We start from the raw sequence: 25,445 nt of genomic DNA, 5'->3' as shown, positions 1-25,445 counted from the left end.
GAAGGGTTCTTCCGCGACATGCTTGGCGATGTCGACGAACCCACGCTGCCGTTCGGTTTGCAGCAGGTGCAGGGTGACGGCCATGACATCGAGGATGCGAGCCTGGTGCTCGACAGCGATTTGAGTCGGCGGCTGCGGCGCCTGGCACGCCAGTCGGGCGTGGGGGTCGCGAGCTTGCATCACTTGGCTTGGGCGCAGGTGTTGGGGCAGGCGTCCGGCAAGCAGGACGTGGTGTTCGGTACCGTGCTGATGGGCCGGATGCAGGGCGGCCAGGGCGCTGACCGTGCGTTGGGCATGTTCATCAACACCTTGCCGCTTCGCGTGAGCGTTGGCGACCAGGACGTCAAGGCCGGCGTCAAGGCGGTCCACGGGCACCTGACCGCACTGTTGGGCCACGAGCACGCCTCGCTGGCCCTGGCCCAGCGTTGCAGCGGCGTGGTCGCGCCACTGCCGCTGTTCAGCGCCTTGTTGAACTACCGCAACTCCAGCGAACAGGCCGATACCGAGGCGGCGCTGTCGGCCTGGCATGGCATTGAGACGCTGGGTGGCCAAGCACGCACCAACTACCCATTGACGCTGTGTGTCGACGACTTGGGTGAAGATTTCGCCCTGACCGTCCTGGCCACGAGCGGTGTCGGTGCGCAGCGGGTCTGTGCCTACATGGCGACCGCGCTGCAAAGCCTGGCCACGGCATTGGAATCCAACCCTGCATCGCGCTTGCGGACGCTGGCGGTACTGCCGCAAGCCGAGCGCCAACAGATACTGACCGACTTCAACGCCACCACCCGGCGCTATCCCCAGGACAGGACCGTCCACGGCCTGTTCGAGGCGCAGGCCCAGGAACGTCCGCAAGCCATTGCCGCCGTACACAATGCGCAACGCCTGACCTATGCCGAATTGAACCGCCGGGCCAATCGCCTGGCCCGTCATCTGGTCGGCCTTGGTGTGCAACCGGGCGATCGGGTGGCGATTGCACTGGAGCGCTCCATCGAGCTGCTGGTCAGCCAACTGGCGATCCTCAAGTGTGCTGCCGCCTACGTACCGCTGGATGTCAGCGCGCCGCTGGAGCGGCAACAGTTCATGGTGCAGGACAGCGACACCCAGGTTCTGCTGGCGCTGAGCACGGCTGATGTTCCCGGGAATACGCTGCGCGTGGACCTGGACCAGCTCGTGCTGGATGAGGTCTGCGATGACCTTGGCCTGGTGCAAAGCTCCGAATCAGTGGCCTACATCATGTACACCTCCGGTTCCACCGGCACCCCGAAAGGTGTGCTGGTTCCCCATCGGGCGATCAACCGGTTGGTGATCAACAACGGCTACGCCGATTTCAACGCCCAGGACCGGGTCGCCTTCGCCTCCAACCCGGCGTTCGACGCCAGCACCCTCGATGTCTGGGCACCGTTGCTCAATGGCGGTTGCGTGGTGGTGGTCGACCAGGACGTGCTGCTGTCCCAGGCGGATTTCCACGCGCTGTTGCTCGAACAATCGGTCAGCGTGCTGTGGATGACCGCCGGCCTGTTCCATCAATACGCCGCCGGGCTGATGAGGGTGTTCGCCCAATTGCGCTACCTGATTGTCGGCGGCGACGTGCTCGACCCGGCGGTGATCGGCCGCGTCCTGAAGGAAGGCGCGCCGGCTCATCTGCTCAACGGCTACGGCCCGACCGAAGCCACCACCTTCACCACCACCCACGAGATCAAAATCGTGGGCGAGGGCGGTATTCCCATCGGTCGTCCGATTGGCAATACCCGAGTCTATGTGCTGGACGTCAATCGTCAGCCAGTGCCCATCGGCGTGGCGGGCGAGTTGTACATCGGTGGCGACGGCGTGGCGAAAGGGTATTTGAATCGCCCTGGGCTGACCGCCGAGAAGTTCGTCGCCGACCCGTTCAATGCCGATCCGGATGCGTTGCTGTACCGCACCGGCGACCTGGCGCGCTGGCGTGCGGACGGCACGGTGGATTACCTGGGGCGTAATGACGACCAGGTGAAGATCCGCGGTTTCCGTATCGAACTGGGCGAGATCGAAGCCCGGTTGGCCGCGCAGGATGACGTCAAGGACGTCGTGGTGCTGGTGCGTGAAGACGCCCCGGGCGAGAAACGCCTGGTGGCGTACTTCACGCCGCGCGACCTGGACATTGCGCCGCACATCGAGACCCTGCGTAGTCATCTGCAGGGGCAATTGCCGGACTATATGATTCCGGTGGCCTATGTTCGCCTCGACGGACTGCCGTTGACCGCCAACGGCAAACTGGACCGCCGTGCACTGCCGGCGCCGGACAGCGACGCCTACGTCAGCCGTGAATATGAAGCGCCGCAAGGCGAGGTCGAGCAGTTACTGGCCCAACTCTGGGCCGAGCTGCTCAGGGTTGACCAGGTCGGTCGCCACGACAATTTCTTCGAGTTGGGCGGTCATTCGCTGCTGGCGGTCACGCTGATCGAACGCATGCGCCAGGCCGGCTTGAGCGCCGACGTGCGGGTGCTGTTCAGTCAGCCGACCTTGGCCGCGCTGGGCGCGGCCATCGGCAGTGGTCGGGAGGTGGATGTCCCGGTAAACCGGATTGTCCCGGCCTGTGAACGGATCACCCCGGACATGCTCACGCTGATCCAGCTTGATCAGGCGGCCATTGACCGGGTCGTGGCGACGGTGCCAGGAGGGGCGCCGAACGTGCAGGACATCTACCCGTTGGCGCCGCTGCAGGACGGCATTCTCTACCATCACCTGGCCGCCGAGCAGGGCGACCCCTATGTCTTGAAAACCGTGTTCGAACTGCAAAGTCGCGACCGGCTGGTGGCGTTTGTGGACGCGCTGCAATACGTCATCGACCGGCACGACATCCTGCGCACCAGTGTGGTGTGGCAAGGTTTCGATACGCCGATCCAAGTGGTGTGGCGCGAAGCGAAACTGCATCTGGAAGAGATCGCCCTGGACATTGCCGAGGGCGAGATCGCGGCGCAGTTGCAGAACCGTTTCGACCCGCAGCACTACAGGCTGGACATCACCCAGGCCCCCCTGATGCGCCTGGTCTTTGCCGAAGACGCGATCAACCAGCGCTGGGTGGCGGTGTTGTTGTTCCACCACATGGCCCTCGACCACACGGCGCTGGAAGTGGTGCAGCAAGAGATGCAGGCGCACCTGCTGGGCCAGGCCGACCAACTGGCCGTGGCGATGCCGTACCGCAACTATGTGGCGCAAGCGCACCTGGGTGTGAGTCAACAAGAGCACGAAGGGTTTTTCCGCGAGATGCTCGGCGATGTCGACGAACCGACGCTGCCGTTCGGCTTGCAGGACGTGAGCGGCGAGGGGCAGGACATCGAGCATGCCCGGCACGTTGTCGAGGCGACCTTGAGCCTGCGTCTGCGGGCACAAGCACGGCAGTTGGGCGTGAGTGCCGCCAGCCTGGTTCACCTGGCCTGGGCGCAGGTACTGGGGCGTGTGTCGGGCAAGGACGATGTGGTGTTCGGTACGGTCCTGCTGGGTCGGATGCAGGGCGGCGATGGCGCCGACCGGGCGCTGGGCATGTTCATCAACACCTTGCCGTTGCGGGTCGAAGTAAGCAACCAAGGCGTGCGCGATGGGGTGAAAGCCACTCACGCACGGCTGACCGGGTTGTTGGGCCATGAACACGCCTCGCTGGCCTTGGCCCAACGTTGCAGTGGCGTGGTCGCGCCGCTGCCGCTGTTCAGCGCGCTGCTCAATTATCGGCACAGCGCCAGCGCTGCGGCCGAGGTCTCGAATGAAACCCTGGCCGCGTGGCAGGGCATCGAGTTCCTGAGCAACGAAGAACGGACCAATTACCCACTGACCCTGTCGGTGGATGACCTGGGCGACGGCTTCATATTGAGCGCCCTGGTGTTGCAAGGAGTGGGTGCCTCTCGTATCTGCGCCTACATGCACACGGCCCTGGAAAGCCTGGTGCAGGCCCTCGAACACGCGCCCCAGACACCACTCAACCGCCTGGAGATCCTGCCGGAAACCGAACGTAACCAACTGCTGGTGGATTTCAACGCCACCAAGCGTGCCTATCCGCAGGAGCAGACCGTCCTGGCCCTGTTCGAGGCCCAGGCCGCGCACCTGCCACACGTGATTGCAGTGGTGCATGGACCGCGGCACGTGAGTTACGGGGAGTTGAACGAGCGGGCCAATCGCCTGGCCCATCACCTGATCGGCCTCGGTGTGCAATCGGATGACTGCGTCGCGATCCTGTTGCCCCGTTCCATCGAGTTGCTGGCCAGTCAGGTGGCGATCCTCAAGTGCGCGGCGGCCTATGTGCCCTTGGACCGCAACGCCTCCCTGGAACGCCAAAGGTTCATGCTCGACGATTGCCAGGCCCAGTGCCTGCTGACACTCAGTACCGAGACCGTGCCGGAAGGCGCGCGGCGCATCGACCTGGACACGTTGGACAGCCAGGGCCCGGTGCACAACCCGGCATTGGCGCAGTCCAGTGAATCGATCGCCTACATCATGTACACCTCGGGCTCCACCGGCACCCCGAAAGGCGTGCTGGTTCCCCATCGGGCCATCAACCGCCTGGTGATCAACAACGGTTACGCCGATTTCAACGAGCACGACCGCATCGCCTTCGCTTCCAACCCGGCGTTCGACGCCAGCACCATGGACGTCTGGGGCGCCTTGCTCAATGGCGGGCAAGTGGTGGTGATCGACCACGAAACCCTGCTGGAACCTGCGCGGTTTGCCCAGGTGCTGAAGGATTCGGGCGTCACGGTGCTGTTCGTGACCACGGCGATCTTCAACCAGTACGTGCAACTGATACCCCAGGCCATCGGCGGCCTGCGCATCCTGCTGTGCGGCGGGGAACGGGCCGATGTGGCATCGTTCCGGCGCTTGCTGGAGCTGGCGCCGGACCTGCGTCTGGTGCACTGCTATGGCCCGACCGAAACCACCACCTACGCCACCACCTTTGAAGTGAAGGCCGTGGCGGCGGATGCCGAATGCGTGCCCATCGGCGGACCGATCGGCAACACCCAGGTGTACGTGCTCGATGCGCGCCAGCAGTTGGCGCCGTTGGGTGTCGTCGGCGAGATGTACATTGGCGGCAAGGGCGTGGCCAAGGGTTACCTGAACCGGCCGGACCTGACCGCGGAAAAATTCATCGCCGACCCGTTCAGCCATGAACCCGACGCGTTGCTTTACCGTACCGGCGACCTCGGTCGCTGGCTGCCGGAGGGCCGCCTGGAGTGCCTGGGGCGTAACGACGACCAGGTGAAGATCCGCGGTTTCCGCATCGAGCTGGGCGAGATCGAAGCCAAGCTGGTGGCCTGTGATGGCGTCAAGGATGCGGTGGTGCTGATGCGGGTCGATGAATCGGGCGAAAAGCGCCTGGTGGCCTATGCCATTGCCCAGCCGCAGGTCACGCTGACCGTGGCGGTCTTGCGCGAGCAATTGTCCGCGACCCTGGCCGACTACATGGTGCCTGCCGCGTTCGTGATGTTGTCGGCGTTCCCGTTGACGCTCAACGGCAAGGTGGATCGCAAGGCCCTGCCGGCACCGCACGCCGAGGCCTACGCCAGCCAGGCCTACGAGGCACCGCTGGGTGAGGTTGAACAGGTCTTGGCCGGCATGTGGGCCGAGTTGCTGAATGTGGAACAGGTCGGTCGCCACGACAACTTCTTCGAACTGGGCGGCCATTCGCTGCTGGCCGTGACGCTGATCGAACGCATGCGCCAAGTCGGCTTGAGCGCCGACGTGCGTGTGCTGTTCAGCCAACCGACCCTGGCCGCACTGGCCGCGGCGATTGGCAGCGGCCGGGAAGTCAGCGTGCCGGCGAACCTGATTCCTTTGGATTGTGAACGCATCACCCCCGAGTTGTTGCCGCTGGTCAACCTGTCCCAGGACACCCTCGACCAGATCGTCGCCACGGTGCCAGGTGGTGCGCGCAACGTGCAGGACATCTACCCGCTGGCGCCGTTGCAGGAAGGCATCCTCTATCACCACTTGGCCGCCGAACAAGGCGACCCCTACGTGTTGCAGTCACAGTTCGCCTTCGACAACCGCGAACGCCTCGACGCGTTCATCGGGGCGCTGCAAGTTGTGATCGATCGCCACGACATCCTGCGTACCAGTGTGGTCTGGGAAGGGCTGGATGAACCGGTGCAAGTGGTCTGGCGCCAGGTGGTGCTGGAGCCGCAATGCATCGTTCCCGATGCCACGGCCGGAGACATTGCCACGCAACTGGCCAACCGCTTCGATGCGCGGCACAGTCGCCTGGACTTGGGCCGGGCCCCGCTGTTGCACCTGGCGTATGCACAGGACGAGGCCCAGGATCGCTGGGTCGCTATCCTGTTGTTCCATCACATGGCGCTGGATCACACCGCCCTGGATGTGATGCAACATGAGATGCAAATGCACCTGTTGGGCCAGGACGAACACCTGACCGCATCGGTGCCGTACCGCAACTACGTGGCCCAGGCTCGCCTGGGCACGAGCGAGCAGGAGCACGAAGCGTTTTTCCGCGAAATGCTCGGCGATATCGACGAGCCGACGCTGCCATTCGGCCTGGCCCAGGTCCAGGGTGACGGGCACGGCATCGAAGAAGTGAAGGTGTTTGTCGATGACGCCTTGAGCCTGCGCCTGCGGACTCAAGCCCGGCAGCTTGGCGTCAGTGCCGCCAGCCTGGTCCACCTGGCCTGGGCCCAGGTCCTGGCCGTGGCGTCGGGCCAGGAGAACGTGGTCTTCGGCACGGTCCTGCTGGGCCGGATGCAAGGCGGCGACGGGGCCGACCGGGCCCTGGGCATGTTCATCAACACCTTGCCGATCTGCGTGCCGGTGAATGAGCAAAGCGTGCGGGACGCGGTGAAGACCACCCATGGGCGCCTGACCGGGCTGCTGGGGCATGAGCATGCTTCCCTGGCCCTGGCCCAACGCTGCAGTGACGTGGCCTCGCCAGCGCCGTTGTTCAGTGCGCTGCTGAACTTCCGCCACAGTTCGCTGCAGGTGACCGATGAGGGCTTGTCCGCCTGGAGCGGCATGCAAATGTTGTCCAGCGAGGAGCGCACCAACTATCCGCTGACGCTGAACGTCGATGACCTGGGCGAAGGCTTCAGCCTGACGGTGCAGGTCGAGTCCCGGATTGGTGCGCAACGTATCTGTGACTATGTGCAGGTTGCCCTGCACAGCCTGGTCGATACCCTGGAGCACGCGCCGCAGACGGCGGTGCGCAGCCTCACGGTGTTGCCGTCGGCCGAACGCACGCAACTGCTGGAGACCTGGAACGCGCCAGAGGCGACGTACGCCCATGACGCGCTGATCCATCGCCAGTTCGAGGCCCAGGTCGCGACGCAACCCGACGCGGTGGCGGTGGTGTTCGAGGGCCAGGCATTGACCTACGGCGAACTCAACGCCCAGGCCAACCAGCTCGCCCATCGCCTGTTGTCGCTGGGCATTTGTCCGGATGACCGGGTCGCGATCTGTGTCGAACGCGGCTTGGACATGATCGTCGGCCTGTTGGGCATCTTGAAGTCGGGCGCCGGCTACGTACCGCTGGATCCGGCCTCCCCGGCGGAGCGCATCGCCTACATGCTCGAGGACAGCTCCCCCGTGGCGATCGTGGTGCATGCCGCCACCCAGGCGCTGCTGGCCGAAGAGTCTGTACGGGTGATCGAACTCGATAACCCGGCGTTGCGCGGCCAGTCCACCGCCAACCCGCAAGTACCTGGCCTGACGTCGTCGCAGTTGGCCTATGTGATCTACACCTCCGGCTCCACCGGGTTGCCCAAGGGCGTGATGGTCGAACACCGCAATGTCGCGCGGCTGTTCTCGGCGACCCAACCCTGGTTCGAGTTCGGCCCGCAAGACGTGTGGGCGCTGTTCCACTCCTTCGCCTTCGATTTCTCGGTCTGGGAAATCTGGGGCGCGCTGATCCATGGTGGACGCTTGTGGGTGGTGCCGCAGTGGGTCAGTCGCTCCCCGCAAGATTGCTACGCGCTGCTGTGCGAGGCCGGTGTGACCGTGCTGAACCAGACGCCAAGCGCTTTCCGGCAATTGATCGTGGCCCAGGGTGAAAGCGATCTGCGCCACAGCCTGCGCCAGGTGATCTTTGGCGGTGAATCGCTGGAAACCGGGATGCTCAAGCCTTGGTATGCCCGTGTAGCCAACGCAGGGACGCAGTTGGTCAACATGTACGGCATCACCGAAACGACGGTGCACGTGACGTATCGTCCGCTTGAAGCGGCTGATGCCCAGTTGGCGGGCGTCAGCCCCATCGGCAAGCGCATTCCCGACCTGCAACTGTACGTGCTCGACGCCCGGCGCGAGCCGGTGCCGGTGGGCGTGGTGGGTGAGATGTACGTGGGCGGCGCGGGCGTGGCGCGGGGTTACCTGAACCGGCCCGAGTTGACCCAGGAACGGTTTATCGCCGACACCTTTAGCGGGTGTGAAGGGGCGCGCCTGTACCGGACCGGCGACCTCGGCCGCTGGCTGGCCGACGGCAGCATCGAGTACCTGGGCCGTAACGACGACCAGGTGAAGATCCGCGGCTTCCGTATCGAACTGGGTGAGATCGAAGCGAGCTTGGCGGCCTGCGAGGGTGTCAGCGAGGCGGTGGTCATTGCCCGTGAAGACGCGCCGGGCGACAAGCGCCTGGTGGGCTATGTGATTGCCGCAGACGGCGCGCAACCGTCAGCCGCTGAGCTGCGTACACAATTGCTGGCTTCGCTGGCGGACTACATGGTGCCGAGCGCGTTCGTGGTCCTCGAGGCGTTCCCGTTGACCACCAACGGCAAGCTCGACCGCAAGGCCTTGCCGGCGCCGGATCAGTCGGCGGTGGCGGCCCGCGAATACGAAGCGCCGCAAGGCGAGGCCGAGACAGTCATCGCCGCGATCTGGCAAGACCTGCTGGACCTTGAGCGAATCGGCCGTCACGACAACTTCTTCGAATTGGGTGGCCATTCGCTGCTGGCGGTGAAGCTGATCGAACGCATGCGTCACGTCGGTTTGAGTGCCGATGTGCGGGTGCTGTTCGGCCAACCGACGCTGGCGGCCCTGGCTGCCGCGGTGGGTGGGCACACGGAAGTCGTGGTGCCGGGCAACGCGATCCCGGACGGTTGCACGCGGATCACCCCGGACATGCTGCCCCTGGCCGCACTCGACCAGGACGCCATCGACCGGATCGTGGCCACGGTGCCGGGTGGCGTGACAAATGTGCAGGATATCTACGCCCTGGCGCCGTTGCAGGAAGGGATCCTGTATCACCACATCGCCTCTGCCCAGGGCGATCCCTACCTGCAATACGTGATGTTCGCGTTCGACAGCTTTGCCCATGTGGAGCATTTCACCCAAGCGCTGCAAGCGGTCGTTTCCCGTCACGATATCCTGCGCACCGGCGTGCTCTGGGAAGGCTTGGCCGAGCCCATGCAGGTGGTCTGGCGTGACGCGCGGCTGGTGGTCGAGGCGGTTGAGCTGGATCCGGCGGCCGGGGAGGTTGCCACGCAGCTGCATCAGCGTTTCGACCCCCGGCACTATCGCCTGGACATTCGCCAGGCGCCGCTGATGCGGGTCGCTTATGCGCAAGACCCGGCCAACCAGCGCTGGGTGGGCATGCTGTTGTTCCATCACCTGGTGGATGACGCCACCTCGTTGGCCGTGCTGTCCGCGGAGATCGAGGCGCACATGCTCGGCCAGGCACAACGCTTGCCGGCATCGGTGCCGTACCGCAACTACGTGGCCCAGGCTCGGTTGGGCGTGAGTCGCGAAGCCCATGAACGGTTCTTCCGCGACATGCTCGGTGATGTCGACGAGCCGACGTTGCCGTTCGATTTGCAGGATGTGCAAGGCGACGGCAGCGGCATCGAAGAGGTTCGCCAGGAGGTCGAGGCCGGCCTCAGCCGTCGGCTGCGGGTCCAGGCGCGTCAGCTCGGGGTGAGCGCGGCGAGCCTGTATCACCTGGTCTGGGCGCAGGTGCTGGGCACGGTCTCGGGTCGCGACGACGTGGTGTTCGGCACCGTGTTGGTGGGCCGGATGCAGGGCGGCGAGGGCGCCGACCGTGCACTGGGGATGTTCATCAATACGCTGCCGTTGCGGGTGAACCTGGGGCAAACCGGTGTCCGTGCGGGTGTGAAAGCAACCCATGCCCGACTGACCGCCTTGCTCGGCCATGAGCACGCCTCGTTGGTGCTGGCGCAACGTTGCAGCGGCGTAGAGGCGCCGACGCCGTTGTTCAGTGCCTTGCTCAACTACCGTCACACCGGCGCGGCAGCTTCCGCCGAAGCCTTGTCGGCTTGGGACGGCATCCAGGTGCTGGGTGGCGAAGAGCGGACCAACTACCCGCTGACGTTGTCGGTGGATGACCAGGGCGAAGCGTTCAGCTTCACCGTCATGACCCCGGCGCGCATCGGCGCCCAGCGGCTGTGTGGGTATGTGGGGCAGGCGCTGGAAGGCCTGATCCAAATGCTTGAGCAGACGCCAGAGGCGCCGTTGCACCAGTTGTCGATCCTGCCGCCGAGCGAGCGCCTGAAACTGCTGGCCGAGTTCAATACCGGTGGTGCCGACGACCCGCAGGAGCAGACTGTTCTCGGGCTGTTCGAAGCCCAGGTCCAGCGTACGCCGGACAACGTGGCCGTCCAGCACGGCGAGCACGCGTTGAGTTATCGCCAGTTGGACGCGCGAGCCAACCAGTTGGCGCATTACCTACGCAAGCAGGGCGTGCAACCGGATTCACGCGTGGCGATCTGTGTCCAGCGCAGCGCCGAGATGGTGATCGGGCTGCTGGCGATTCTCAAGGCGGGCGGTGGTTATGTGCCTTTGGACCCGGCGTATCCCGCGGAGCGGATTGCCTACATGCTGGCGGACAGCGAGCCGGCTGCGGTGCTGGCCCAGGCAGCGACCAGAGAATTCTTGTCGCAGGTTCAGGTGCCCCTGATCGACCTGGACGCCGGTCCATGGCAAGACGAGCCGGAGCATACTCCGCAGGTCACTGGCCTGACGCCGGCCCACCTGGCCTACGTGATCTACACCTCCGGTTCCACCGGCTTGCCCAAAGGGGTGATGGTCGAACATCGCGGCCTGCGCAACCTGCTGGACTGGTACCTCGAGGACCTGGCCTTCGACGCCGACGACGCGGTGCTGCTGGCGTCCTCCTACAACTTCGACCTGACCCAGAAGAACATCCTCGCGCCGCTGATGGCCGGGGCCACGCTGCACCTGGCCGCCGAACCCTTCAACCCCGGCGCCATCGTCGCCCAGGTCGCCGAGGCCGGGATTACCCACCTCAATATGTCGCCCACCGCCTTCCACGCGCTGGTGGACGCCGACCACGAGCAAGCCCTGGCCTGCCTGAAACGGGTGGTCCTGGGTGGTGAACCGATCCAGGTCGCCATGCTGGAGAAGCTCGCCCAGCCACGGCCGGCGGTGATCAACAGCTACGGGCCGACCGAGTGCAGTGACGTGGTTGCCTGGTACACGGCCGACAGCGACCTTGAGACCTACCGGCACCAGTCGATCCCGATTGGCCGGCCGATCCGCAACATGCAATTGCATGTGCTGGACACTCACGGGCAGTTGGTGCCGGTGGGCGTGCCCGGTGAGATCCATATCGGCGGTGTCGGTGTGGCCCGCGGTTACCTCAACCTGCCGCAGCTCAGTGCCGAACGCTTCATCGCCGACCCGTTCTACGGCAAGGCCGACGCGCGCCTGTACAAGACCGGCGACATCGGTCGCTGGCTGCCTGACGGCACCCTGCAGTACCTGGGACGCAATGACGATCAGGTGAAGATCCGCGGGTTCCGCATCGAACTGGGCGAGATCGAAGCCAAGCTCGCCCAGCACGACGCGGTGAAGGAGGCTGCGGTGCTGGTCCGTGAAGACGTACCGGGAGAAAAACGCCTGGTGGCCTATTTCACCCAATACGCACCGGACGAAGCGGCGGACATCGAAGCGCTGCGTACCTGCCTGCAGGCACAACTGCCGGCCTTCATGGTGCCGGTGGCCTATGTACGCCTCGACACCATGCCGCTGACACCCAACGGCAAGCTCAACCGCAAGGTGCTGCCGGCACCGGACCTGGAGGCTTTCATCACCCGGGGCTACGAAGCCCCCATCGGCGAAACCGAAATCACACTGGCCCAGTTGTGGGCTGAAGTGCTCAACGTAGAGCGCGTTGGCCGTCACGATCACTTCTTTGGACTGGGTGGGCATTCCTTGCTTGCCGTCAGCCTGATGGAGCGGATGCGCCAAGAGGGTATGGAAGCGGATGTGCGGACGCTGTTCGAGCAGCCCACGCTCTCGGAATACGCGGCAATGACAGAAAAAATGGAGATTGTCCTGTGAGTGTGATCGAACTGTTGGCGACACTAAAAGAAAAAGACGTACAGCTTTCAGTCAAGGGTGATCAGCTCGTGGTACGGGGCCGCAAAAAGTCTCTGAGCGAGCCGGCGGTGCTGGCCTTGCTGCGCGAGCACAAGGCCGCGCTGATCGCGTTGATCCAGGCCGGCGAATACGAGGGAGGCAAGGCCGGCGAAGTCGACACCCCCGCCAGCGTCATTCCCGTCGGCTGCGTGCAGATCACGCCGGACATGCTGCCGCTGGTGACGCTCGATCAGCCAGCCATCGACCGCATCGTTGCGACGGTGCCTGGCGGTGCTGCGAATGTGCAGGATATCTATCCGCTGGCACCGTTGCAGGAGGGGATTCTCTATCACCACCTGATCGCCACCGAGGGCGATCCGTATGTTTTGCAGGCTCATTTCAGCATCACCCGGCGTGAACGCCTGGGCGATTTCATCGATGCCTTGCAAAGTGTGATCGATCGGCACGACATCCTGCGCACCGCCATCATCCGCGAGGGGTTGGAAGAGTCGGTCCAGGTGGTCTGGCGTGAGGCTCGACTGGGCGTCAAGGACATCAGCGCCGACCTCGCCGAGGGCGACGTCCTGGCGCAACTGCAGGCGCGCTTCGATCCCCGGCACTATCGGCTGGACGTCAGCCAGGCGCCGTTGCTGTTGCTGGTGGTTGCCCAAGACACCGCGAACCAGCGCTGGGTCGCCATGCTGCTGTTCCACCACATGGCCCTCGACCATGAGGCGCTGAGCGTTGTACAGAACGAAATGCAGGCCTATCTGATGGGGCAGGCCGGGCAACTGCGCCCCGCGGTGCCTTATCGTAATTACGTGGCCCGGACCCGGCAGGCCGGCCAGCGGCAGTCCGATGAGGCGTTCTTCAGCAAAATGCTGGGCGATGTCGACGAGCCGACCTTGCCTTTCGGCCACCAGGATGTGCTGGGTGACGGCATCGCCATCGAAGAGGGCCATCAAGCGCTGACGCCAGACCTCAGTCGCCGTCTGCGCGCCCAGGCTCGGCAACTCGGTGTCAGCGCGGCGAGTATTATTCACCTGGCCTGGGCCCAAGTGCTGGGCTGCGTATCGGGTCGCGAAGACGTGGTGTTCGGCACGGTGATGCTGGGGCGCATGCAGGCCGGTGAAAGCATGAGCCGGGCACTGGGCATGTTCATCAATACCTTGCCGTTGCGGGTGGGCGTGGGCGCGCAAAGCGTGCGCGATGGAGTGAAAGACACCCATGCCTGGTTGAGTGCCTTGCTCAGCCATGAGTACGCCTCCCTGGCCCTGGCCCAACGTTGCAGCGGCGTGGTGGCACCGGCGCCGCTGTTCAGCGCGCTGCTGAACTATCGACACAGCGCCGGCGCGGCCCAGGCTCTCCCGCCGGAAGCCAGCCTGGCCTGGGAGGGGATCGAAAGCCTGGGCGCGCAGGAGCGCACCAATTTTCCGCTGTCCCTGTCGGTAGACGACCTGGGCGACGATTTCAGCCTGTCGGTGCTGGCCGTGCCGCAGATTGGCGCGCAGCGGGTTTGCATGTACATGGACATTGCGTTGGAACAGCTGGTGGCGGCGCTGGAGACCTCGCCGCGGAGCCCATTGAACAGTCTGTCGATACTGCCACCGGCCGAACGCAGGCAATTGCTCGAAACCTGGAATATGACAGACGCGGCGTATGCACTCGACGCGCTGATCCATCGGCGGTTCGAAGCCCAGGCCAGCGAGCAGCCCGAGGCGGTTGCGCTGGAGCACGACGACCAGACACTGACCTACGGCGAACTCAACGCTCGGGCGAATCAGGTTTCACACCGCCTGCTGGCCTTGGGCGTCGGGCCGAATGATCGGGTGGCGATCTGTGTCGAGCGTAGCCTGGAGATGATCGTCGGCTTGTTGGGCATCCTGAAATCCGGTGCGGGGTATGTCCCCATAGACCCGGCTTACCCGGCGGAACGTATTGCCTACCTGCTGCAGGACAGTGCGCCGGTGGCGGTACTGGCACAGACCCGTACCCACCCCCTGTTGGGCGACGTCTCGCTGCCTGTCGTTGATCTCGATGGCGACGACTGGCGGGGCGAATCCGTCTCCAACCCCCAGGTGCAGGGGCTTGACGCCCAGCACTTGGCCTATGTGATCTACACCTCCGGATCGACCGGTCTGCCCAAAGGGGTGATGGTCGAGCATCGCAATCTCAACAATCTGGTGGATTGGCATTGTCACGCCTTCGCAGTGGGACGTGGCAGCCGTACCTCCAGCGTCGCCGGTTTCGGTTTCGATGCGGCGGCCTGGGAAGTCTGGCCCGCACTCTGCGCGGGCGCCACGTTGTTGCTGCCTCCGGCGCATGCCGGTAGCGAGGATGTCGATGCGCTGCTCGACTGGTGGCAGGCCCAGGCGCTGGATGTGTGTTTCCTGCCCACCCCCATTGCCGAGTACACATTGGGTCGCAACCTGGGTAACGATCGGTTGCGCAAGCTGCTGATCGGAGGCGATCGCCTGCGCAAGCTGCCGGCCGATCTGCCCTTCGATGTGATCAACAACTACGGTCCGACGGAAACGACCGTGGTCGCCACCTCGGGCCGGATCGACGCTTCGCAGCCGGTGTTGCATATCGGCAGACCGGTGGCCAACACGCGGGTGTATCTGCTGGATGCACAATTGCGACCGGTTCCGGTCGGGGTGGCCGGTGAGCTGTATATCGGTGGCGCGGGGGTTGCGCGGGGCTATTTGAACCGGCCGGAGTTGACCGCCGAGCGTTTCGTGAAGGATCCGTTCAGCCTTGTGCAAAATGCCAGGATGTACCGTACCGGTGATCTGGGACGCTATTTGCCGGACGGCAACATCGAGTACCTGGGGCGTAACGATGGTCAACTGAAAATCAGGGGCCTGCGCATTGAACTGGGTGAAATAGAATCCAGGCTGGGTGCTTGCGCCGGCGTTCGAGAGGCCGTGGTCATTGCGCTGGGAGAGGCGGCGGATGACCAACGCCTGGTGGCCTACTACACGGTGCACGACGCCGCCGACCAGACGCTCGCGCCTGAGGGTCTGCAAGCGCAGTTGCAGGTGCATTTGCCCAAGCACATGGTGCCGTCGGCCTACGTGCGTCTCGACAGGTTGCCGCTGACCCCGAACGGTAAACTCGACCGCAAGGCCCTGCCGGCACCGGACCACCATGCGTTGATCACCCGCGGTTATGAAGCCCCTCGGAGTGAGACCGAAATCACCCTGGCGCATATCTGGCAAGGCCTGCTCAAGGTTGAACGGGTTGGCCGTCATGACCACTTCTTCGAACTGGGCGGCCACTCCTTGCTCGCCGTCAACCTGATCGAGCAAATGCGTCAGGTCGGCTTGAGCGCGGATGTGCGTGTGCTGTTCGGCCAGCCGACCCTCGCGGCACTTGCCGCGGCGGTGGGCAGTGGCAACGAAGTCCTGGTGCCCGCCAACGGGATCACGCCGGGCTGCGAACGGATCACCCCGCAGATGTTGCCGCTGGCGACGCTCAGCCAGGATGCCATCGACCGCATCGTGGCGAGCGTGCCGGGCGGTGCGCCGAACATACAGGACATCTACGCGCTGGCACCGCTGCAGGAAGGCATTCTCTACCATCACATGTCGACCCCGCAGGGAGATCCCTACGGATTGCAGGCGCTGTTCGCCTTCCGGAGCGAGGCACGCCTCGACGCGTTCGCGCAGGCGCTGCAAAGCGTGATCGATCGTCACGATATCCTGCGCACGTCGGTGTTGTGGGAGGGATTGGAACAGCCGGTGCAGGTGGTCTGGCGCGAGGCGGTATTGAGCATCGAACAGATCGCCCTCAATGCCGTAGACGGTGATGCGGTGACCCAACTGCATGCACGTTTCGACGCCCGTTATCATCGCCTCGATATTCGCCAGGCTCCGCTGATGTGCCTGCGCTTTGCCCATGACCCGGCCAACCAGCGCTGGGTAGCGATACTGTTGTTCCATCACATCGCCCTCGACCACACGGCCCTGGAGGTCGTGCAACAGGAGATGCAGGCGTTCCTGCTCGGGCAAGCCGATGCCTTGCCCGACGCGATGCCGTACCGCAACTACGTGGCACAGGCGCGCCTGGGTGTCAGCCAGGCAGAGCACGAGGCTTTTTTCCGCGAGATGCTGGGCGATGTCGACGAACCCACGCTGCCATTGGGCTTGCAGCAGATGCAGGGCGACGGGCGCGGTGTCGAGGAAGCGCGGCTGCAGGTGGACGCTGGTTTGAGTCGTCGCCTGCGGGCCCAGGCGCGGCAGTTGGGCGTGAGTGCCGCCAGCCTTCACCATTTGGCCTGGGCACAGGTACTCGGACGCTTGTCCGGGCGTGACAATGTGGTGTTTGGCAGCGTACTGATGGGCCGGATGCAGGGCGGCGAGGGCGCCGACCGTGCCCTGGGCATGTTCATCAATACCTTGCCGTTGCGGATCGACCTGGATGAGCCGGACGTGCGCGTCGGGGTCAAGGCCACCCATGCACGCTTGAGCGCGCTGCTCGGCCATGAACACGCCTCGTTGGCCCTGGCCCAACGTTGCAGCGGCGTGGTTGCGCCGCTGCCGTTGTTCAGCGCCTTGCTCAACTATCGGCACAGCGCTGCTGGCATGGCTTCAGCCGAGGCCACGGACGCCTGGCAGGGAATGGAAAACCTCAGCGGCGAAGAGCGCACCAACTACCCGTTGACCCTGTCTGTGGACGACCTGGGCGAAGGTTTCAGTTTGGATGCCCAGGTATTGCAAGGGATGGGGGCGACCCGCATCTGCGGCTACATGCACACGGCACTTGAACACCTGGTCCTGGCACTGGAGCACGCCTCACGGACGCCGCTCAACCGTCTGGAGATCCTGCCGGAAGCCGAGCGCGAGCAGTTGCTGGTGGATTTCAACGCTACCCGGCGCCCTTATCCGCAGGACAGGACCGTTCATGGGGTGTTCGAAGCGCAGGTGTTGGCCCGGCCGCAGGCCATCGCCGCCGTGCATGCTTGGCAACGCCTGACCTACGGTGAACTCAATGCCAGAGCCAATCGCCTGGCGCGCCATCTGATCGATCGGGGCGTACAGCCGGGCGATTGCGTGGCGATTGCGCTGGAACGCTCGATTGAGCTGTTGGTCAGCCAGTTGGCGATTCTCAAATGTGCCGCCGTCTATGTCCCGCTGGATGTCAGCGCGCCTCTGGAACGCCAGCAGTTCATGGTGCAGGACAGCGGGGCGCAGGTCGTGTTGACGTTGAGCACGGCGGTAGCGCCTGACAGCTCGCAACGGGTGGATCTGGATACGGCAGTCTTCAATGAAGTCGCCGATAACCTCGACCTGGCGCAAAGCAGCGAATCGGTGGCCTACCTCATGTTCACCTCCGGTTCCACCGGCACGCCAAAAGGCGTGTTGGTACCGCATCGCGCCGTCAACCGGCTGGTGATCAACAACGGTTACGCGGATTTCAACGAGCACGACCGAGTGGCCTTTGCCTCCAATCCGGCCTTCGACGCCAGCACCCTGGACGTCTGGGCGCCGTTGCTCAACGGCGGTTGCGTGGTGGTGGTCGAACAGGACGTATTGCTGACCCAAGCGCGTTTCCGCGCACTGCTGCTTGAGCAATCGGTCAGTGTGTTGTGGATGACCGCCGGTCTGTTCCACCAATACGCCAGCGGCCTGATGGACGTATTCGGACAGCTGCGCTATTTGATCGTCGGCGGCGATGTGCTCGACCCGGCGGTAATCGCTCGGGTGCTGAGCGAAGGCGCCCCGGCTCACTTGCTCAACGGCTACGGGCCGACCGAAGCGACCACCTTCACCACCACCCACGAAATCAAGGCCGTGGGCGAGGGCGGGATCCCGATTGGCCGTCCGGTTGGCAACAGCCGGGTCTACATACTGGATACCCACCGGCAGCCGGTGCCGGCCGGCGTGGCGGGCGAGCTGTACATCGGTGGCGATGGCGTGGCGAAAGGGTATCTGAACCGTCCCGAGCTGACCGCCGAGAAGTTCGTCACCGACCCGTTCAATGCCGAGCCCGACGCCGTGCTGTACCGCACCGGAGACCTGGCGCGCTGGCGGGCGGATGGGGTGGTGGAGTACCTGGGCCGTAACGACGACCAGGTGAAGATCCGCGGTTTCCGTATCGAACTGGGCGAGATCGAAGTCCGCCTGGGCCAATGTGCGGGCGTGAAAGACGCCGTGGTGCTGGCGCGCCAGGACGAAACGGGGCCCAAGCGCCTGGTGGGGTATGTCATCCCTGAAGACGGCATCACCTTGTCGGCGCAGGCGTTGCGCGCCGAACTGGTGGCCGCGTTGGCTGACTACATGGTGCCGAGTGCTTTCGTGGTATTGCCATCCTTCCCGCTGACTGCCAACGGCAAACTGGATCGTCGCGCATTGCCGGAACCGGACGCCGACGCCTATGCCAGCCGTGAATACGAAGCGCCGCAGGGCGAGGTCGAACAGACCCTGGCGCAACTGTGGGCCGAACTGCTCAAGGTCGAACGGGTGGGGCGCCACGACCATTTCTTTGAACTGGGTGGGCATTCGTTATTGGCGATGAGCTTGATCGAGCGCATGCGCCAGGTCGACCTGTCGGTGGACGTGCGGGTGCTGTTCAGCCAGCCGACGCTACGCGCCCTGGCCGCCGCGGTCGGTGGGTATCGTGAGGTGGTGGTGCCGGCCAACGCGATCGTCGAGGGTTGCCAGCGCATCACGCCTGACCTGTTGCCGTTGGCGGTACTGAGCCAGGAGGCGATCGATCGGATCGTGGCGAGTGTGCCGGGCGGCGTGGGCAATGTGCAGGACATCTACCCGCTGGCCCCCTTGCAGGAAGGCGTTCTGTATCACCATCTGACGGCGGAAAAAGGCGATCCGTATGTGTTGCAGACGGTGTTCGGTTTTGAGCGCCGCGAACGCTTGGATGAGTTCATCCAGGCGTTGCAGCAGGTGATCGACCGCCACGACATTCTCAGGACCTCGATCGTCTGGGAGGGCCTCGAGGATCCCATGCAGGTCGTGTGGCGTCGGGCGCAGCTCATGATTGATGAGCAAGTACCGGAGCCGAACGGCGCAGATGTCATTACGCAGCTGTACGAACGTTTCGATGCCCGGCATTACCGGCTGGATGTGCGTCAGGCCCCGTTGCTGCGCCTGGCCATCGTCGAGGATGCCGCCAACCAGCGTTGGATCGCGATGCTGCTGTTCCATCATATGGTGCTGGACCATACCGGCCTGGAAGTGCTGGACCGCGAAATGCAGGCCCATATGCTCGGCAAGGCGCACCAGTTGGGCGCTGCGGTGCCTTACCGCAACTATGTGGCCCAGGCCCGCCTGGGGGTAAGCCAGCAGGAGCATGAAGCGTTTTTCCGCGAGATGCTCGGCGACATCGACGAGCCGACGCTGCCGTTCGGCCTGCAGAATGTGCAGGGTGATGGTAACGGTGTGGAGGAGGTCAGGCTGGTGGTGGCGGCAGGTTTGTGTCGTCGTCTGCGCGAACAAGCCCGACAGTTGGGTGTCAGCGCGGCGAGCGTGATGCACTTGGCCTGGGCGCGGGTGTTGGGGCATGTCAGCGCTCGCGACGACGTCGTCTTTGGCACGGTGCTTCTGGGCCGGCTGCAAGGCGGCGAGGGCGCCGACCGCGCCTTGGGGATGTTCATCAACACCCTGCCATTGCGGGTGAGCCTGGGTGAGCAGGGCGTGGTGGAAGGCGTGCGGTCCACGCACAAGCGGCTTACCGGGCTGCTCGGCCACGAACATGCCTCGCTGGCGCTGGCCCAGCGTTGCAGCGGTGTCGTAGCACCGACCCCACTGTTCAGCTCGATGCTCAACTACCGCCATTGTGGGCTCGAGGCCACTGCGCAGACGGTCTCGGCATGGGAGGGCATCGAGACGCTCGGAGGCGAAGAACGCACCAATTATCCCCTGGCCTTGAGCGTGGATGATGAGGGCGAGGGTTTCAGCCTGGTGGTGCAGGCGCTGGTCGGGACCGGTGCGCGGCGTATCGGCGAATACGTGCAGGCCACGCTCGAAGGCCTGGTCACCGCACTGGAGCAGGCACCGCATACGCCGCTGCATGCCCTCACCAGTCTGCCGGCGGCCGAACGCCGGCATCTGCTGGAAACGTTCAATGCCACGGCGGTCGACTACCCGCAGGGCCTGACCTTGCACGGCCTGTTCGAGGCCCGGGTCGCGGCCTGCCCGGACGCGGCCGCCGTGGTCTCTGGCGAGGCGCGACTGAGCTACGCGCAACTCAATGGTCGGGCCAACCAGATTGCCCATCGCCTGCTGGAACTGGGCATTCGCCCGGATGACCGCGTGGCGATCTGCGCCGATCGCAGCCTGGACATGGTCGCCGGGCTGCTGGGCATTCTCAAGGCCGGCGCGGCGTATGTGCCGCTGGACCCGGATTATCCCCGCGAGCGCCTGGCCTACATGCTGGAAAACAGCGCGCCCATGGTGGTGCTGACCCAGCGCGCGTTGCAGGCGAGCCTGCCGGCTACCCAGGCGCGGACCCTGTTGCTGGATGAGGCGGACGGTTTCTCGACGCAGCCCACCGACAATCCGCAGGTCGAGGGCCTGCATGCCCATCACCTGGCCTATGTCATCTACACCTCGGGTTCCACCGGCCTGCCCAAGGGCGTGATGAACGAACACGGCGGGGTGGTCAACCGGCTGCTGTGGATGCAGGACGAATACGGTTTGAGCGCCGCGGACGCGGTGCTGCAAAAGACCCCGTTCAGCTTCGACGTGTCGGTGTGGGAATTCTTCTGGCCGCTGTTCAGCGGCGCGCGGCTGGTGATGGCCCGTCCGGGCGGGCATCGCGACCCGGCGTACCTGCGCGAAGTGATCCAGGCCCAAGGCATCACCACGCTGCATTTCGTGCCGTCGATGCTCGATGTGTTCCTGGCCCATGGCGAGGCAGATCAATGCGAAGGCTTGGTGCGGGTGATGTGCAGCGGCGAGGCGTTGCCGGGGCACTTGGTGCGGCGCTTCAAGGCGCAACTGCCCCGCACCGGCCTGTACAACCTGTACGGCCCGACCGAAGCGGCGGTGGACGTGACGGCGTGGGACTGCACGGGTGCAGACACCCCGGACAGCACGCCCATCGGCAAGCCGATTGCCAACACGCGGATCTACCTGCTCGATGACCATCAACAACCGGTGCCCTTGGGCGTGGCCGGGGAGATTTACATCGGCGGGGTGCAGGTGGCGCGGGGGTACCTGAACCGTCCGGAATTGACCGTCGAGCGTTTCCTGCAGGATCCGTTCAGCACCTCGACGAATGCCCGGATGTACCGCACCGGTGACCTGGGTCGTTACCTGCCGGACGGCAACATCGAGTACCTGGGACGCAACGATGACCAAGTGAAGATCCGTGGTTTCCGTATCGAATTGGGCGAGATCGAAGCCAAATTGGCGCAACACGAGGCGGTGAAGGAAGCCGTGGTGCTGGCCCGTGAAGATGCGCCGGGCGAGAAACGCCTGGTGGCCTATTTCACCACGCACTCAGTGGATGAAATGGCGGATATCGAGGCCCTGCGTACCCATCTGCTAGGGCAACTGCCGGAGTACATGGTGCCGACCGCCTACGTGCGGCTCGAGGCACTGCCGTTGACGCCCAACGGCAAGCTTGACCGCAAGGCGCTGCCGACACCGGATCATTCAGCGGTGATCGCTCGTGAGTACGAGGCCCCGCAGGGTGAAGTGGAAGCCAGCATTGCCCGCATTTGGGAGGACTTGCTCAAGCTCGAACAGGTCGGTCGTCATGACAATTTCTTTGAGCTGGGCGGGCACTCGCTGCTGGCGGTCAAAATGATCGAACGCATGCGCCAGGTCGACTTGAGCGTCGATGTGCGGGTCTTGTTCGGTCAGCCCACGTTGGCCGCGCTGGCCGCCGCCGTCGGGGGCTACCGGGAAGTCGTCGTACCGGCCAACGGTATTCCGGCCGGTTGCGCACGTATCACACCGGACATGCTGCCGCTGGCCGACCTGACTCAAGAGGAGATCGAGCGGATTGTCGCGGCGGTGCCGGGCGGCGTGAGCAACGTCCAGGACATCTATGCCCTGGCGCCGCTGCAGGAAGGGATTCTGTATCACCACCTCACCGCCGCCGAAGGCGACCCCTATCTGCAGCAGGTGATATTCGGTTTCGACAGTTTCACCCGCCTGGAAGATTTCGCCCACGCGTTGCAAGCCGTCATTACCCGGCACGATATCCTGCGTACCGGCGTGCTCTGGGAGGGGCTGTCCGAGCCCATGCAAGTGGTCTGGCGTGACGCACCCTTGAGTTTCGAGTCGGTTGGGCTGGATCCGGCCCAGGGCGATATCGCCACGCAGTTGCACCAGCGTTTCGACCCCAGGTTCTACCGCCTGGACATTCGCCAGGCGCCGATGATGCGGATTGTCTATGCGCAAGACCCGGCGAACCAACGCTGGGTGGGCATATTGTTGTTTCACCATCTGGTGGACGATGTCACGTCACTGGCGGTGCTGTCCGTGGAGATCGAGGCGCACATGCTCGGCCAGGCGCAGCGACTGTCGGCGTCGGTGCCGTACCGCAATTACGTGGCCCAGGCGCGCTTGGGCGTGAGCCGTGAGGAGCACGAAACATTCTTTTGCGACATGCTCGGCGACATCGACGAGCCGACGTTGCCGTTCGAGTTGCAGGATGTGCAAGGTGATGGCAGCGGCCTGGAGGAAGTTCGCCAGGATGTCGGGGCCGATCTGAGTCGCCGGCTGCGGGTCCAGGCGCGTCAGCTCGGGGTGAGCGCGGCGAGCTTGTATCACCTGGTTTGGGCGCAAGTCCTGGGCAAGGTGTCGGGCAAGGACGATGTCGTGTTCGGCACGGTGCTGGTGGGCCGGATGCAGGGCGGCGAGGGGGCCGACCGTGCGCTGGGGATGTTCATCAATACCTTGCCATTGCGCGTAGGCCTGGGGGCGCAAGGTGTGCGCGCCGGGGTCAAGGCGACCCATGCCCGCCTGACCGCGTTGCTGGGTCATGAACACGCCTCCTTGGCGTTGGCGCAACGTTGCAGTGGCGTGCAGGCGCCGACGCCGCTGTTCAGTGCCTTGCTCAACTACCGCCACACCGCCACGACGGTGTCGAGCGAGACATTGTCAGCCTGGAACGGTATCCAGGTGCTGGGTGGCGAAGAACGGACCAACTACCCGCTGATGTTGTCGGTGGACGACCAGGGCGAAGCGTTCAGCTTTACCGTCATGACCCCGGCCCGCATTGGTGCGCAGCGGCTCTGTGGTTATGTGCGGCACACCCTGGAAAACCTGGTCCATATGCTTGAGCAACAGCCGGACAGGCCCTTGCAGCAATTGTCGATCCTGCCGGCCTCGGAACGTGAGCAACTGCTGGTGACGTTCAACGCCACTGAGGCCGACTATCCGCGGCAGCAGACGATTCATGGGTTGTTCGAGGCGCAGGTGCAGCGCACGCCGGAGGCTGTGGCGGTGGTTCGTGGCGAGCAACGCCTGACTTATCGCGCGTTGAACGAGCAGGCCAACCGTCTGGCCCATTACCTGTGCAAGCAGGGTGTACAGCCGGATTCGCGGGTGGCGATCTGTGTAGAGCGCGGTATCGACATGGTCGTGGGGCTGCTGGCAATTCTCAAGGCCGGTGGCGGTTATGTGCCGCTGGATCCGGCGTATCCGTTGGATCGGATTGCCTACATGCTGGAAGACAGTGCGCCAGCGGCGGTGTTGGCGCAGACGGCGACCCTTGAGTTGCTGGCAGCAGCATCGATGCCGGTGATCGATCTCGACAGTGGTTTGTGGCAGGACGAATCCATCCAGAATCCCGAGGTGGATGAGCTGACGTCCTCGCACCTGGCTTACGTCATCTACACCTCGGGTTCGACCGGTCTGCCCAAGGGCGTGATGATCGAACACCGCAACACGGTGAACTTCCTCACTTGGGCGCATCGCTCATTTGACGCTCAAACCCTGTCGAAAACCTTGTTCTCGACCTCGCTGAACTTCGACTTGGCGGTCTATGAGTGCTTCGCCCCGTTGACCTCGGGTGGCAGCATCGACGTGGTCACTAATGTGCTGGAACTGCAACAGGGCGAGCACGACATCACCTTGATCAATACGGTGCCGTCGGCGCTCAAGGCGTTGCTGGAGTCTGGCGGTGTAGGCGAGGGCGTCGACACCGTCAACGTGGCCGGTGAAGCCTTGAAGCGCAGCCTGGTGGAAGCGTTGTTCGAGCAGACCCAGGTCAAACGGCTATGCAACCTCTACGGTCCTTCGGAAACCACTACTTATTCAAGCTGGGTGTCGATGGCCCGTGAAGACGGGTTTGTCGCCCATATCGGCAAACCGGTGGCCAACACCCAGTTCTACCTGCTGGACGAGCACAAACAACCGGTGCCGCTGGGCGTGCCAGGTGAAATCTACATCGGTGGCGCCGGGGTGGCGCGGGGTTATTTGAACCGCGATGACCTGACCGCCGAGCGTTTCCTGAAAGACCCATTCAGCAATGTTCCCAATGCCCGCATGTACAAAACCGGCGACCTGGGCCGCTACCTGCCGGACGGCAACATCGAATACCTGGGTCGCAACGACGATCAGGTCAAGATCCGCGGTTTCCGCATCGAGCTGGGCGAGATCGAAGCCAAGCTCTCTCAACACGAGGCCTTGAACGAAACCGTGGTGCTGGCCCGTGAAGACGTGCCGGGCGACAAGCGCCTGGTGGCCTATTTCACCCAGCATTCGTCGGGCGAAGTACTAGACATCGAAGCCCTGCGCGCGCACCTGCAAGCGCAGTTGCCGGCCTATATGGTGCCGGTGGCCTACGTGCGCCTGGATGCATTGCCACTGACCCCCAACGGCAAGCTCGACCGCAAGGCGCTACCGACTCCCGACAGCAATGCGTACGTCACGCGCCTCTATGAAGCCCCCGTGGGCGACAGGGAGATCAAGCTTGCGGCGCTGTGGGCGGAGTTGCTCAGGGTCGAACGGGTCGGTCGTCACGACCACTTCTTCGAACTGGGGGGGCATTCGCTGTTGGCGGTCACGCTGATCGAACGCATGCGCAAGGACGGCATGGAGGCCGATATCCGCGTGCTGTTCGGCCAGCCCACGCTGGCCCTGGTGGCTGCCGCCGTGGGCAAGGTACAGCACATCAATGTGCCGATGACGAAAATTCCCGCGCTCACGCGCAAACGCAGTATCTGA

General features: G+C 64.3%; 2 protein-coding genes (1 of these 2 cut by a window edge). Both read left to right on the top strand.

Annotated features, from left to right (window positions below):
- A protein-coding gene (locus ACLH0I_RS16885) for a non-ribosomal peptide synthase/polyketide synthase (RefSeq protein ID WP_411384837.1) crosses the window boundary here: on the top strand, window positions 1–12,282 show its 3' end. The gene continues 16,749 nt to the left of window position 1, outside the view; only the last 12,282 of its 29,031 coding nucleotides appear in the window; its start codon lies beyond the left edge, outside the window; its stop codon occupies window positions 12,280–12,282.
- Complete coding sequence (locus ACLH0I_RS16880) at window positions 12,279–25,445, top strand: amino acid adenylation domain-containing protein (protein ID WP_411384836.1); 13,167 nt, start codon at window positions 12,279–12,281, stop codon at window positions 25,443–25,445. The genes ACLH0I_RS16885 and ACLH0I_RS16880 overlap by 4 nt, the downstream gene beginning before the upstream one ends.

Source organism: Pseudomonas sp. MPB03 (assembly GCF_046605385.1).
Taxonomy (GTDB): Bacteria; Pseudomonadota; Gammaproteobacteria; order Pseudomonadales; family Pseudomonadaceae; genus Aquipseudomonas; species Aquipseudomonas zanjanensis.
The sequence above is the reverse complement of the archived record's forward strand: the minus strand, read 5'-3'. Positions and strand labels throughout refer to the sequence as shown.